The organism is Patulibacter ginsengiterrae (assembly GCF_056269115.1).
This window is the reverse complement of sequence record NZ_JBWDOG010000004.1, coordinates 258,100-271,451: the sequence shown is the minus strand read 5'-3', so window position 1 is coordinate 271,451 and position 13,352 is coordinate 258,100. Positions and strand designations below refer to the sequence as shown.

Annotated in this window: 13 protein-coding genes; 6 read left to right on the top strand and 7 right to left on the bottom strand. The window is 72.6% G+C overall.

The genetic code is table 11. From position 1 onward, the window contains the following. Window positions 1-151: 151 nt before the first annotated feature. Window positions 152-496, bottom strand: a complete 345-nt coding sequence (locus ACVUH9_RS09055; protein ID WP_475756066.1) for an Hpt domain-containing protein — start codon at window positions 494-496, stop codon at window positions 152-154. 26 nt (window positions 497-522) lie between these two features. On the opposite strand from ACVUH9_RS09055, the gene ACVUH9_RS09050 reads away from it, so the two are divergent. Together ACVUH9_RS09050 and ACVUH9_RS09045 are read left to right on the top strand one after the other, a co-directional pair. Further along, window positions 523-2,922: a PAS domain S-box protein gene (locus ACVUH9_RS09050; RefSeq protein ID WP_475756064.1), complete on the top strand. Its 2,400-nt coding sequence runs from the start codon at window positions 523-525 to the stop codon at window positions 2,920-2,922. Beyond that, the gene (locus tag ACVUH9_RS09045) at window positions 2,919-3,356 is read left to right on the top strand and encodes a response regulator (protein WP_475756062.1); all 438 of its coding nucleotides are present in this window, start codon (window positions 2,919-2,921) and stop codon (window positions 3,354-3,356) included. The genes ACVUH9_RS09050 and ACVUH9_RS09045 overlap by 4 nt, the downstream gene beginning before the upstream one ends. Before the next feature lie 7 nt (window positions 3,357-3,363). Here the strand turns inward: ACVUH9_RS09045 and ACVUH9_RS09040 are convergent, their stop codons facing one another. Together ACVUH9_RS09040 and ACVUH9_RS09035 are read right to left on the bottom strand one after the other, a co-directional pair. Continuing rightward, window positions 3,364-5,475, bottom strand: a complete 2,112-nt coding sequence (locus tag ACVUH9_RS09040; protein ID WP_475756060.1) for an MXAN_6640 family putative metalloprotease — start codon at window positions 5,473-5,475, stop codon at window positions 3,364-3,366. 126 nt (window positions 5,476-5,601) lie between these two features. Next, window positions 5,602-6,723, bottom strand: a complete 1,122-nt coding sequence (locus ACVUH9_RS09035; protein WP_475756058.1) for a baeRF11 domain-containing protein — start codon at window positions 6,721-6,723, stop codon at window positions 5,602-5,604. 234 nt (window positions 6,724-6,957) lie between these two features. Here ACVUH9_RS09035 and ACVUH9_RS09030 point away from each other — a divergent pair, with 234 nt between their 5' ends. The 3 genes from ACVUH9_RS09030 to ACVUH9_RS09020 all read left to right on the top strand — a co-directional run bounded on the left by ACVUH9_RS09030 (window position 6,958) and on the right by ACVUH9_RS09020 (window position 9,766). Then, window positions 6,958-7,584, top strand: a complete 627-nt coding sequence (locus tag ACVUH9_RS09030; protein WP_475756056.1) for a LysE family translocator — start codon at window positions 6,958-6,960, stop codon at window positions 7,582-7,584. Window positions 7,585-7,712: 128 nt separating this feature from the next. Continuing rightward, window positions 7,713-8,795 (top strand): iron-siderophore ABC transporter substrate-binding protein, encoded by a 1,083-nt coding sequence (locus ACVUH9_RS09025; RefSeq protein ID WP_475756054.1) that lies wholly within the window; start codon window positions 7,713-7,715, stop codon window positions 8,793-8,795. A gap of 161 nt (window positions 8,796-8,956) precedes the next feature. After that, window positions 8,957-9,766, top strand: a complete 810-nt coding sequence (locus ACVUH9_RS09020; protein ID WP_475756052.1) for a GIDE domain-containing protein — start codon at window positions 8,957-8,959, stop codon at window positions 9,764-9,766. Between the two features lie 84 nt (window positions 9,767-9,850). Here the strand turns inward: ACVUH9_RS09020 and ACVUH9_RS09015 are convergent, their stop codons facing one another. Beyond that, window positions 9,851-10,213, bottom strand: a complete 363-nt coding sequence (locus tag ACVUH9_RS09015; protein WP_475756050.1) for a hypothetical protein — start codon at window positions 10,211-10,213, stop codon at window positions 9,851-9,853. Between the two features lie 160 nt (window positions 10,214-10,373). Here ACVUH9_RS09015 and ACVUH9_RS09010 point away from each other — a divergent pair, with 160 nt between their 5' ends. Further along, the gene (locus tag ACVUH9_RS09010) at window positions 10,374-10,946 is read left to right on the top strand and encodes a TetR/AcrR family transcriptional regulator (RefSeq protein ID WP_475756048.1); all 573 of its coding nucleotides are present in this window, start codon (window positions 10,374-10,376) and stop codon (window positions 10,944-10,946) included. Window positions 10,947-11,062: 116 nt separating this feature from the next. Here ACVUH9_RS09010 and ACVUH9_RS09005 read toward each other — a convergent pair whose 3' ends face one another. The 3 genes from ACVUH9_RS09005 to ACVUH9_RS08995 form a co-directional block, all read right to left on the bottom strand. Then, window positions 11,063-11,428 carry a VOC family protein gene (locus ACVUH9_RS09005; protein WP_475756046.1) on the bottom strand — a complete coding sequence of 122 codons (366 nt, stop codon included), beginning with the start codon at window positions 11,426-11,428 and terminating at the stop codon, window positions 11,063-11,065. Between the two features lie 109 nt (window positions 11,429-11,537). Next, on the bottom strand, window positions 11,538-12,290 hold the full coding sequence (locus tag ACVUH9_RS09000; RefSeq protein ID WP_475756044.1) for a hypothetical protein: 753 nt from the start codon (window positions 12,288-12,290) through the stop codon (window positions 11,538-11,540). A gap of 126 nt (window positions 12,291-12,416) precedes the next feature. Next, the gene (locus ACVUH9_RS08995) at window positions 12,417-12,821 is read right to left on the bottom strand and encodes a DUF1801 domain-containing protein (protein ID WP_475756042.1); all 405 of its coding nucleotides are present in this window, start codon (window positions 12,819-12,821) and stop codon (window positions 12,417-12,419) included. Window positions 12,822-13,352: the final 531 nt, after the last annotated feature.

The following is a 13,352-nucleotide window of genomic DNA, read 5'->3' as shown; positions in this document are numbered from 1 at the left end:
GCGGGTGCAGCGCGTCTTGCGCTGCGGTGCGTATATCGGGTATACCTTGGAGCGTCCCGACCAGAGAGGTCACCGTGTCGTCCGACGCGCTGATGACTTCGAGGCACCCAGCATCCCCCGTCCTCGTGAAGCTCGTATGACCGGCCGTGCGTCAGCTCGACGACGACCGGACCTCGGCCTGCTCGACGACCGCGCGCAGGTGGCGCGCGGCGGCGGCGAGCGCCGGCCCGTCGATCGGCCCGTCACCGTGGAGCTGACGGTCCGCCTCGCGCGCGAGCTGACTGCCGGTGGCGATCCCGTACATGCCGAGCAGGCCCACGAGCTTGTGCGCGTCGTGCCAGGCGGCCTCCCGCTCGGCTGGGCTGAGGGCATCGGAGGCGGCGGCGTCGGCCGCGCGCCGCACGACCTCGACCCGCTCGATCACGATTGGGCGGCTCTGCCGCCAGCAGGCGGCGACGGCGTCTTGAACTGCGTGGGTGTCTCGGGGGTCAGACACGAAAACGTGGTGGCGATGTGACACGCGTGCCGCGACCGCCGGACGAGGCACGTCGGGTGCTCGCCGTGCGCACCCTGGGGATCCTCGATACCGATCCCGAGGAACGATTCGACCGTATCACCCGCACGGTCGCCCAACTGCTCGACGCGCCGATCGCGATGTTCACGCTGATCGACACCGACCGCCAGTGGGCGAAGTCCTGCGTCGGCCTCCCGCGGGAGGAGGTCCCCCGCGACCAGGCGTTCTGCGCCCGCACGATCCTCGGCTCCGGGACCCTCGTCGTCCCGGACCTGCGGGAGGACCCGGACTTCGCGTGGACGCGCGGGGTCGTCGAGGCGGGCCTGCGCTTCTACGCCGGGCACCCGGTCCGGTCCCCGACCGGCGAGCGGGTCGGGGCGGTCTGCGTGATGGACCGCCGTCCGCGCACCCTGGACGCGGCCCAGATCGCGGGCCTGCGGGATCTCGCCGGCTGGGCGGAGGCGGAGCTGGCGCACACCGACGCGGCCGAGGTCGTTCGCAGCCTTCGGCGCAGCGAGGCCCGCCTGTGGGCGATCGTCGACACCGTCGGCGACGGGATCCTGACCTTCACCCCGGCGGGGAGCGTGCGGTTCGCCAACCATGCGGCGGAGGCGATCTTCGGCGCCGAGCCGGGCAGCCTGACCGGCACCGCGGCCGCATCGCTGGTCACGGGAGAGGACGGCCTGGTCTGGGATCCGGACCTGCCGGCCAGCATCGACCTGGCGGCCGACGGCTCGGCGCTCTCCGGCGAGTGGCGGCTGATCAGCGGGCGCCGTCGCGACGGGCAGGCGTTCCCGCTCGAGGTGATCGTCAGCGAGGCCGAGGTCGACGGCGAGCGGGTCGTGGTCGCTGCCGCGCGGGACATCAGCGAGCGGCAGCGGGCCGAGGCCGCGCAGCGGGAGGCCGACTGGCGGTTCCGGGCGATGTTCGACAACGCCGGACTCGGGATCGTCTTCATGGACGTGCTCGCGGGACGCGCGGTCGCGGTCAACCAGGCCTTCGCCGACATGATGGGCTACACCGTCGACGAGCTGCGCGGCGAGGGCTTCTGGGTCGTCTCGCACCCGGAGGGGCGCGCTGAGGACCGGGAGCTGCTGCGGGCCCTGAACGCCGGCGAGGTCGGGCACTTCCAGCGCGAGCAACGGTTCGTGCGCCACGACGGCTCGGTCTTCTGGGGGCGTCTCAACCTGACGGTGATCCCGAACGGCGAGCCGGCGCCCCGGTACGGGATCGGCGTCTTCGAGGACATCTCCGAGCGCCGCGAGGCCGAGCGGGTCAAGGACGAGTTCGTCTCGCTCGTCGGGCACGAGCTGCGCACGCCGCTGACCTCGATCCGCGGATCGCTCGGGCTGCTCGAGGCGGGCGTGCTCGGGGAGCTTCCCGAGGAGGCGGCCCGGATGCTGACGTTGGCCGTCGCCAACACCGACCGGCTGGTGCGGCTGATCAACGACATCCTCGACATCGAGCGGATGGACGCGGGGCAGATGGAGGTCCGGGTCTCATCGCTGGAGGCGGCGACGTTGGTCGAGCAGGCGATCCAGGTCGTCCAGGCGGCGGCCGACGCCGCCGCCGTCACGCTGCGGTGGGAGGCGGCCGACGTGACCGTGGTCGCCGACGGGGACCGGATCGTGCAGGCGCTGGTGAACCTGCTCGGCAACGCGGTCAAGTTCTCGCCGCCCGGGGCGGAGGTCGTGGTCTCGGTCGGTGCCGACGGCGAGCGGGTGCGGTTCTCGGTCCGCGATCACGGCCGCGGGATCCCGGCCGACCAGCTCGAGGTGATCTTCGATCGCTTCCACCAGGTCGACGGCTCGGATGCGCGGGAGAAGGGCGGGACCGGGCTCGGGCTCCCGATCGCGCGGGCGATCGTCGAGCACCACGACCACGGCGGTCGGCTGTGGGCGGAGAACGCCGTCGATGCGCCGGGGGCGCTCCTCAGCTTCACGTTGCCCGCGGTCCGCGACCTCGCGCTGCTGGTCCGCTCCGGGCGGAGCGACGAGCTGCTGGCGGAGATCTCCGACGTGGTGCCGGTGCTGCGTCCGCGGACGGTGCTGGTGGTCGAGGACGACATCGCGCTGGGAGAGGTCCTCAGCCGGACCCTCGGTCACGGCGACGTGCCGGTGCTGCTGGTCCGGACGGCAGACGACGCGATCCGGGCGATCCGGGCCCAACCGCCGGCGGTGATCGTGCTCGACCTGGTGCTGCCGGGGGACGACGGCTTCAGCATCGTCGACCGGCTGCGGGGGGACGGCCTGCTCGTCGACGTGCCGATCGTCGTCTACACCGCGCTCGACCTCGGCGCCGGCGAGCGGGAGCGGCTCCAGCTCGGACGGGTCGAGTTCCTCGCCAAGCGGAGCTCGACGCCGGCGGACGTCGAGCGGCGGGTCACCGAGCTGCTGGACGTGTCATGAGCCGGCGGCTGCTGCTCGTCGACGACGAGGACGACATCCGCGCGATCGTGACGATCAGCCTCGAGCGGCTCGGCGGCTGGGCGGTGGTGGCGGTCGACTCCGGGGCGGCGGCGGTCGAGGCCGTCGGTGCCGGCGGTCGCTTCGACGCGATCCTGCTCGACGTGATGATGCCGGGGCTCGACGGTGCGGCCACGTTCCGGCTGCTGCGCGATCCGGAGCTGGCCCCGGACGTGCCGGTCGTGTTCCTGACCGCGAAGGTCCAGGACCCGGAGAGCGAGTGCGTCTGCGGGCTCGGGGCGCACGGCGTGATCGTCAAGCCGTTCGACCCGATGACGCTCTCGGCGGACCTGGACCGGATCCTCGCGCGGCCGGTCGTCGCTCGACGAGCCGCGGTCGAGCGGCCGGCCGCGGAGCAGCGACCGGCCGCGGACTGAGGGCGGGCTACCGCCGGATCGTGATCCGGCGGCGGAGCTCCTGGGCCGGGGCGCCCTTGGGGGCGAACCGCAGCACCAGCGTCGCGGTCTTCCGCGTGCTGCTGCGGAGCAGTCGGCGACCGGTCGAGGTCGCCCGCAGGCGGGTCTTCAGCCGGCCGGCGTGGGCGGCGTTCGCGCGGACCGAGGAGACGGTCTTGCCGCCGACCACGATCCGGACGTCGAGCCGTCCCGCGCTCGGGGCCGAGAACGCGAACGCCGGGCGCGTGCTGCGGAGCTTGGTGATCCCACGCGTCTTGAGCTGGCGCGAGAGCGCGGTGCCGAGACCGCGCAGCGCGGTGAGGGTCGTGGCCTTGGATGGGGCGACGAGCTTCGGCGCGTCGGGGACCGGGACCGGTGCCGGCGGGGTCGGCGCGACCACCGGCGGGTCGACCCGCGGCGGGTCGACCGGCCCCGGCTCGACCGGTTCCGACAGGTCCTTCGTCGCGGTCGTCGTGTAGCTGCGGCCGTCGCCAGCGAAGGTCCAGTCGCCCCAGTCACCGATGTTGTCGTCCCAGCCGGTGACCCCGGTGTCGGCGTTGGCGACCACCGCCGTCACGCGGCTGAAGCCCCCGACGCCGTGCAGGATCACGCTGCCCTTGCCGCCGACCGGCAGCTCCTTGCGCTGGATCGTCACCGTGCCCGTGTCGATCCCGCCGATGCGGCCGACGAGCGCGATCGAGGAGGCGACGCCGGCCGGCGCCGTGACGTTCAGTCGGACCGCATCGGTGCCGTTGGCGGGCACCTCGTAGAGGCGGTATCCGGTGTGGTCGATCCCGTCGGAGCGGGCGCTGCCGTCGCTCAGGGGCGCGGTGCGGGTCATGTCGACGCCAGGGGGCTTCGGCGACGGGCGGACGATCGTCCCGTAGTGCTCGCGGTCGTGGAAGCCGGAGTTCGGGATCCGCCACTCGGCGGTCGCGGCGGCGAAGGCGCCGAACGTCGACGACACGGTCGGGTGGCTGTGCTGGGCGAGGCCGGTGTCGAGGGCGGCGACCGCGTAGTCCTCGGGCGTCGTGCTCGGCATCGCCTCCCAGCTGTCGCGGATCATGTCCTGGCCGGCGGTCGGGGGACCGCCGGGGCTCGGCGGGCCGCCGAGGCTGGGTCGATCGCTCAACCAGTGGAGGAAGACGCTGCTGCCGTACGGCTTGTTGCCGGCCGGACCGGTGTCGTCGGGGGTGAACGCGGTGATCGGGACGTGGGGGACCATCGACCACCCCGGAAGGTAGAAGATCCAGTCGTCGCCGGCGGGGTAGACTTGCTCCTCCATCCAGGTCGCCGTGGCCTCCCCGAACCACGGGTCGAAGTAGATGTCGATCGCGCCCTGCAGCACGTGGTTGTACTCGTGCGCGGCCGTCACCTGGAGCGGCACGTGGTAGTCGGGATAGGCGAACTCGGCGTAGTCGTTGTCCATCACCATGAAGGCCGGGGCGTGAATGCCTTTCGGGTCGGTGGGCTCTTCGTACTGGGCGTACCCGTAGATACGCTTGGGCCCGAGGTTCCCGATGTAGATGTCGAACTCGTTGCCGCCGCCCGCTCCGCCATCGCTGACCGGCGCAGGCCAGCCGAGCCCGTCGTTCTGGCGCGCGGCAACGAGATCGAACTCCCGCAACATCGTGTTGACGTAGTCCGGGATCCCGTCGCCGGTCGACTCGGTGCCGGTCGGGCCGCTGGAGTCGGTGATGCTCGGGGCATCCGCGCTGCCGTCGGTCAAGTAGTGGGCGCAGAAATGCACCTCGACGTTGGGCTTGGTGCTGCACCGCCGTGTCGGGACCCGACCCTCGTAGTTGAGCTTGGTGGCCCCTCGGTCGCCCAGGTCGGTCGGCCGGGCCATCAGCTGCCTGGCCCGCGCGCGGTCGCGCGGACCGAGGTCATCGAGCGCGAGGAGGAGATCGCGGTTCGCGAGCGTCACCTCGCGACCGGGCAGCTCGCCGCGGCTCGCCTGTAGGGCGCGCTCCAGCGCCTGGCGCGGGGACGGCTGATCGGTGGCCCTCGCGCTGGCGGAAGCAGGCGCGAGCGCGAGCACCCCTAGCGCGGCGAACGCCACCGCTTGCCGTGGTCGGAGGCGGGGCGGGCGCAGCTGCATGCGGGGGATCGTAGCCGTGTGTGGTGGGGGTTCGCGGGCGGGCGGAGGTCGTTGCCCACGCGGCGTTCGTTACGTAACGCCGGTCGCCGCGGACGTCCGCGGCGACCGGCCCGGGCCGAGCCTGGCTCAGACCGGGTAGCGCAGGATCGCCGCCGCGGGGCCGTCACCCGGGACCTCGTCGTGGCGGACGGCGAGCACGCGGCCGTCGGCCAGCAGGACGCGGCGGGCGATCTCGTCGAGCACGCCGTAGTCGCTGGCGTCGTCCTCGCCGGAGGTGATCTCGCCGGTCTCGTCGTCGACGAAGCCCGGCACGTTGGTGTCGATGTCGACGAACAGCGTGTCGACGGCGCCGAAGGTCGCCGCGCGGGCGATGTCGGACTGCTCGGTCGCCGCCCGCCCCTGGGCGCCACGGGCCTCGTAGAGGGCGGTCAGGTCGCGCAGCTCGGCGGCGTAGAGGTCGTCGAGCACGCCGCGTGCGGCCTCGCCGATCTCGGTCTCCGAACGGGCCTCGGGGTTGCCGGCCAGCCCCTCCTCGACCAGGTGCGGATAGCTGTTGACCGACCGGAAGATCGCGTCGAGCGGCGCGGTCGCGGCCAGGATCAGCGGCAGGTGGTGGCCGGCGAGGACCGGGCGCAGGGCGTGGTCGATCTTGCGCGCGTACTGCCGCATCAGGACCTTCTGGCCCTCCGAGCCCTGGATCGCCCCGCTGGCGGAGCGGTCGGTGATCGAGGCCTTGCCGGCGGCGCTGGCGGCGTCCTTGGGCATGTCGGGGACGCGGACCTCGAAGGTCGGCAGGTCGGCCGTGACCTCGTGCAGGCTGACCGAGCCCTGGGCGAGCGAGAGCACGAAGGCCGACTGCGGGAAGGTCACGGCCCGCAGCAGCGGCTTGACGTGGAAGCGGTCGGAGACCTGGACGGTCTCGCTCAGCTGGTTGGGCAGCCGGAAGGTCCGGAGGCTGTCGGGGGTCGCGAAGACGGCGAGGCTGTTGGCCTGCAGCGCCCAGAACTCGTCGTCGTCGTGGAGGGCGTGGAAGGTCTCCTCGAGCGCGGCGACCTCGCGCTTGTCGGCCCCGGCGTCGTGGAGCTGGGCGACCGCGGCGGCGGCCAGGTTCTTGAAGACGATCCGGCTGGCCTCCGCCTCCTGCGTGACGGGACTCGTCGGCACGTAGATCGAGACCGAGGCGGGCCCGCGGACCGCCAGCAGCCGTTCGATCTGGGGGCGGGTGGGGATGTCGGTGTGCAGGGCCATGGTTCTCCTCGGGGTCGTGGGTGGCCCGGAGTCGGGACGTCACGCGGACCACCGCGGGCAGCACGGCGCCACCTGAGGGCGACTCTAGTCAACGGCCGAGCGCCCCCGGTGAAACTCGTCGACGGTGCAGACCTCGCCGTCGGGATCGGTGCGGCGGGGCGTGGGGGCGGCCCGCCGGATCGCCGTGGCGGGGCGGGCGCAGGCCGGTCGCCGGAGCGTAGGCTGGGACGCCTGATGTCGAGCCTCGTCCCGTTCCTCGGGCTGGCGATCGTGCTGGTCGCGATCCCCGGTCCCGCGGTCACTCTGATCATGAAGAACGCCGTGATGCGGGGCGGGCGCGCGGCCTTCGTGACGGCGCTCGGGGTGCTCGCGGCCGACCTCGTGTGGGTGCTGGCCTCGGTCGTCGGGCTGACGGCACTGCTGGTCGCGTCGGAGCCGGCGTTCCTGGCCGTGAAGCTGTTCGGCGCGGTCTACCTGGTCTGGCTCGGAGTGCTGCTGCTGATCGGCCGCCACGAGCAGCAGCCGCAGTCGGTCGCCGCGGGGGCGGGTCCGGCGCCGCGTGGGACGGGACGGGCCTTCCGCGAGGGCGTGCTCTGCGACCTCTCGAACCCGAAGACGCTGCTGGTCTTCACCAGCGTGATCCCGCAGTTCCTGCCCGCCGGCCACCACGTCGGCCAGGCGGCGATCCTCGGCGTCGCCTTCGCGCTGGTCGGATTCGCCTCGCTCGCGGCCTACGCGTTCGTGTTCTCGCGGGCGCGACGCGCGGTCGTCCGACCGCGGCTCAAGCGGGCGCTGCTGCGGGGCAGCGGCGGGATCCTCGTCGCCTTCGGGATCGGGGTCGCGACCGAGTCGACCGCCTGAGGGCGGGCCGGTCGGGGCGGCACTGACGGCCGCGCCAGGCCCGCGCGATCCGGTCGGTGCCCGGGCGGGTGGGGGCAGCCGGGGTCGGTGACGTGGCGCCGCCGGTTTGAGTAGGGTCACCTAATTAGATGACCCGAACGCTGATTTCTCCCTCGTCGAGCGCACGCCTACGGCCACTGCTGCTCCTGCTTGCGGCCGTGGCTGCCGTCCTCGTCCTGGCCAGCTGCGGCTCCGACGACCAGCCGGCGAGCACCACCGCCCCGGCGGCCAAGGCCGGCGGAGCCTTCCCCGCCGCCGTCGACCACAAGTTCGGCACCACCACCGTCCCCGCCGCGCCGAAGCGGATCGCGGTCGTCGGCCTGACCGAGCAGGACGCGGTCCTGGCGCTCGGCTCCACCCCGATCGCCACCACCGAGTGGTACGGCGACCACCCCTACGCCGTCTGGCCGTGGGCCCAGAAGGCGCTGGGGGCCGCCAAGCCGACGGTGCTCAAGAACGAGGACGGCTTCCAGTTCGAGCGGATCGCCGAGCTCCGGCCCGACCTGATCATCGGCACCAACTCGGGGATGAAGCAGGCCGACTACGACAAGCTCTCGAAGATCGCGCCGACGGTCGCCGCGGTCAAGGGCAGCAGCGACTACTTCTCGCCGTGGGACCAGCAGACGCTGCAGGTCGCCAAGGCGCTGGGCAAGGAGCAGGAGGGCCGCGCGCTGATCCAGGGGATCAAGGACGACTACGCGAAGGTCGGGGCCGAGCACCCGGACTTCGAGGGCAAGACCGTCACCTTCAGCCAGAACGCCTTCTACGACGGCAGCCTCTACGTCTACCAGGACGGCCTCAACACGGAGTTCCTGACCTACCTCGGGTTCGCGATCAACCCGAAGCTCACGCCGCTGGCGAAGAAGCCGGGCGTGCAGGTCAGCGTCTCCGCCGAGCGGCTCGACGTGCTCGACGCGGACGTCCTGCTGTTCGCGACCGAGAAGCAGAGCGACATCACGGCGCTCGAGAAGGTCCCGACCTTCAAGACCCTCGACGCCGTCAGGGGCAACCGCGCCGTCTACACCGACCCGACGCTCTCGGGGGCGATGTACTTCATGTCCCCGCTGAGCCTGCCGTACGTGCTCGAGCACCTCACCCCGCAGATGCAGGCGGCACTCGACGGCACCTCCCCGCGGAAGCTGGTCGGCAGCAGCACCGCGACCACCCGATAGGCGCGACCGGGGCGGCCCGTCGGGTCGCCCCGGTCGGGGCCGGACAACAAACGGCCAGTTGGCAGGTTCCGCGGCCCGGGCGGCGATAGGGTCCGCGCGTCGTTCCGCCGCGGCCCCGGTGGTGCCGGAGCGGCGTCTCACCCTCACCACCTAGGAGCACCATGCTGATCGTTGGACTCGTCCTGCTCGTCGTCGCGATAGGGGCGGCCTGGTACGCCCGCAGCGCTCGCGCCCACGCGCGCACCGCCACGGCCACCGAGACCCTGGCCTGCGCCGATCTCACCACCCTCGCCGCGGGCGTCGGCGCCGAGGTCGGCGGCGGCAGCTTCCGGCAGCGCTGCGAGGTCGTCGGGCTCGCTGCCCACGCGGATGACCAGGTCGCCGAGGCCCCGGAGTCGAAGCTGCCCGCGGTCTGGCACCGCACGCAGGTCACGCGCCGCTACTGGACGATGGAGCGCCGCGAGCGCGACGGCAAGACCGAGTGGGATCGGGTCGAGCACAGCGAGACCGTCACCGACCTCGCCTCGGAGCTGGCCTTCGCCGTCGAGGACGAGACGGGTCGGGTCCTGGTCGCACCGCTCGGGGCCGACATCGACCACGCCGAGAAGGTCGTCGACCGCTTCGACCGCGGCGACGACCGGGTGGCGGCGGGCGTCGCCGGAGCCGTCGAGGGCGTCCTGACCGCGGCCCTGCTCGGCGGCAGCGGCGGCCAGCGCAGCGGGACGATCGGCTTCCAGACCGAGGAGTGGGTGCTCCGCCCCGGAGCGCGGCTCTACGTGCTCGGTGAGGTCTCGGATGCGTCCGGGCGGCTCTGCTTCGCCAAGCCGGACAAGGGGCGCTTCGTCGTCTCGACGCGCTCCGAGGAGCAGCTGGTCGCCGAGCACCGCCGTCGGGCGGTGCTCGGGACGTCGCTGGCCGCGGTCAGCGCGATCGCCGGCGTCGCCTGCGTGGCCGCCGGGATGGTCGCCTAGGACCGCGGAGTGGGTCGGGCGCGCCGGTGAGCGCGCCCTCCCCGGGGGCCGGCTGGCGCCGCGTGGCGCCAGCCGGCCGGGCGACTAGTCGTCGGCGAGGATCTTCCAGTCGCCGTCTTCCTTGGCGAACTTGACTTCCTGCTTGCCGGTGGCGTCGGAGAACTTGGCGGTCGCCTTGTCGCCGTCGATGGTGATCTTGTCGATCTTGGTCGACGTGTCGCCGCCCTTCTCGCCCTTGACGGCCTCGAGGCAGCCCTCCTTGCCGCCGATCGCGTCGAGGACGGTCTTGCTGGCGTTGTCGCAGTAGGTGGCGGGCGTCTCGTTGACGTCCTTGACGAGCTTGGTGATCGTGTCCTCGTCTGGGTTGCCGCCGCCGCCGCAGGCGGCGAGCGCGAGGGTCAGCGCGAGCGCGGGGGTCAGCAGCGCGGTGCGCCAGTGCTTCGTCATGCGGTGTTCCTTTCGGTGCGGGCCGCTCGTGCGGGTCCGCGAGGTCGTTTCCGGCACGGGACCCTACAGCGTTTGGTGAACACTGTTCCGGGTTGCGGCTCCTGCGATCGCGGGGAACCGCCGCGCGGGCGACCCGTCGGGCGGTACTGTGGAGCGTTCGATGTCGGATGCAAGGGACTTCCGTCGGCTGACGCCGCGAGCGCGCGAGATCGTCGTCGCCGCGCGGCGACTGCTCGAGGACGAGGGCTACGAGGCGCTCTCGATGCGCAACCTCGCCGAGCAGCTCGGGATCCAGGCTCCCGCGCTCTACAAGCACTTCGCGGACAAGCGGGCGATCGAGCTGATCCTCGTCGAGCAGGGGTTCTGGGAGAGCGGCGACGCGAGCCTGGCGGCGGTCGAGGGCGCCGAGGACCCGCTGGTGGCGGTGATGGAGGGCCACCGCGCCTGGGCCCACGAGCACCCCAACCTCTGGCGGCTCTGCTTCGCCGGACCGCTCGACCGTCGCGGCCTCGATCCGGCCGCTGAGGAGTACAGCGCCGCGGGCCTGCGCCGGGTGATCGACGGCGACACGACGATCGGGGTGACGATCTGGGTCTTCGTCAACGGCTTCGTCTCGCTCGAGCTGCACGACCGCTACCCGGTGCGCCTCAAGATCGACCTCGAGACCGTCTGGAGCACGGGTGTGGAGGCCCTGCGGGCGCAGATGCTGGCCCGCCGGGCCGAGGCGGCCTGAGCGCGCACGCCTGCCTGAGGGGCCCGGGCCGGTCCGGGGCGGGAGGTCGTCGCCGGCGAGTGACGCCGACCGGGTCCGGGGCCGCGCAGGCGCGGCCCCGGGTTCCGAGCCGTCGCTCAGGCCGCCGGCTTGTGGCGGTGGTGGAGCATCAGGTCGTTGCCGTCGGGGTCGGTGAACAGCGCCATCTGGCAGACGCCCGTGTCGAAGACGTCCCCGGAGAAGGTGACGCCCTTGGCCTCGAGCTCCGCCCGTGCGGCGGCGACGTCGTCGACGTGGAGCGCGAGGTGGGCGTTCTTCTGCGGGGCGAAGGTCCCGCCCACCTTCTCCGGCTCCCAGATCGCCACGCAGGTGTCGCCGATCCAGAACTCGTAGGTGGAGTGCTCGTCGGGACGGAGCCCGAGGGTCTCGCCGTAGAAGCGGCGAGCGCGCTCCGGGTCCTGGGTGGGGATCCCGATGAAGTCGAGCTTGTTGATCGTGGCCATGGTCTGGTCCTTGGTGGTGGGGCGAACGGTCTGGAGGGGATGGTCGCGCCGAACGCGGTCATCTCCTGTCCGTGATCGCCGGCCTGCGGTCGTCGCGGGTCGTGCGCGGCTAGCTCACGCGGTCGAGCGTCAGCTCGAGCAGCGGCACGCCGAAGGCCCCGGCAGCGGCGTCGAGCGGTACGGCCTCGTGGTGGCGCATCGGCTTCTGGTGGCGGCGCGCGACGACGACCTGCTCGGCGGCGTAGGTCCGGAGCCCGTCGGAGAGGGCCACCGCCGGGTTGGTCGGCCCGATGTGGCCGGAGGTGTGGATCCCGGCCGCGCGCAGCGACGCGACGGTCGCCTGCGCCACCTTCTCGGCGTGGTGGACGGCCTCGGTCTCGCCGCCCACCGCGTTGGCGGCGGCGCTGGAGGCGAGCGCGGGGGCGACGACCAGCACCGCGAGCTCGTTGCTGGCGAGGTCGGGCAGCGCCGCCCGCAGCTGCTCGGCCGTGACCGGGTCGGTCGCCACCAGCAGGATCCGGTGCGCGCCGTCCGGCCCGCGCCAGCCGTCCGGCACCGCGACGACTCCGCGCCGGGCGACCTCCTCGGCGTACTCACGGGTCTGGCGGTCGTTCCAGCGGTGGCGGACGGGGAGCCCCGTCTCGGACTGGACGAGGTGCTCGGTCGCGAGCTCGGCCTCCTCGTCGGGGCCGAGCCATTCGCTGCTGCTGGTGTAGCGGAGCAGCATCAGGACCACCGAGATCGTGCTCGCGATGAGCACGAGCAGGGCGATCGCGACCAGCCACCAGGCGTCCGCGACGACCGCGAACACGGCGACCGCGACCATCAGCAGGAGCGTGACCACGAACCGGACGAGCAGCATGCGAGGCCCTTTCGTCGGACGGCGGACTCGCCTCCGGATTCTCCCATCAGGGTGGGCGCCTGTTCCCGGGTGGAGCGCCTGCTTCGGCGGGTCGGCCACGGACGACCGTCGACGTTGAGACGGTTCCTAGCGGAGGTCCTCCGTCTGGGCCAGCCACTGCTGGACGAGCGCGGTCAGCGCCGAGCGTCGGGCCGCGACGTCGTCCTCGTCGGTGAATGTGGCCAGGCAGCGGTCGGGTGCCGCCCACCGCAGCCAGCCGGAGGGGTCGTCGACCTCGATCGGCCGCGGCTCGGGGCGCTTCTTCGCGCCGGTGTGGAAGACCACCTGGACCGTGTCGTCCGGACGCAGCTTGAAGGTCGCGAAGTGGTCCCCGACCGAGAAGCTGGGGGCGTTCCACTTGACCGACTCGGTGATCCGCGGGTCGGCCCCGAGGATGATCGCGCGGATGGCCTCGACCGTGGGCTTGCGTGGGTGGTCGAGCTGCGTCAGGAACGCGTCGACGGCGTCGGAGGTGGCGGCTGGCTCACGCATGTCGCGATCCTACGGGCCGCCGCCGGCGCATTCGGCCGGGATCGGCGCGGGCGGCTGCGGCAGATCGAGGGCGGGACGGGACCGCCGGAGCGAGCCTCGATTCGAGCCGACCGTCCGAAATGGCCTCACTGATTACCGCAGAGAAGGAACAGCCTCGGTCGGGGTGGCGGTTCGTCTTCCGCCCGTCCGTCGTGATCCGCCTCGCGCGGTTGGGGCGTCATCACCGCGACGGTTCGCCGGATGAGGCCCGTGCTGGTGTCGTGGGGATCGGTGGCTCGTGCCGGCGTGACGTGGATTCCGCGGGGGTCGGGCGCTTCGCGGAGGTCGAGGCAGAGCCGGGAAGCGGCCAGAAACTGTCCACAAAGGAAATCTGACTTACCACTCTTGTTGACATAGACACGCCGCGTCGTCTACGTTGTCGCGACGTCGCCCGCCCCCGGGGCCGACGCTGCCCGCTCGCCGGTTCCTGCGAGCGCGCTCGCGTCCCGGGACGCAGGCCGTCGTGCGAGAGCACCCGAGGCGGGGCCGGGA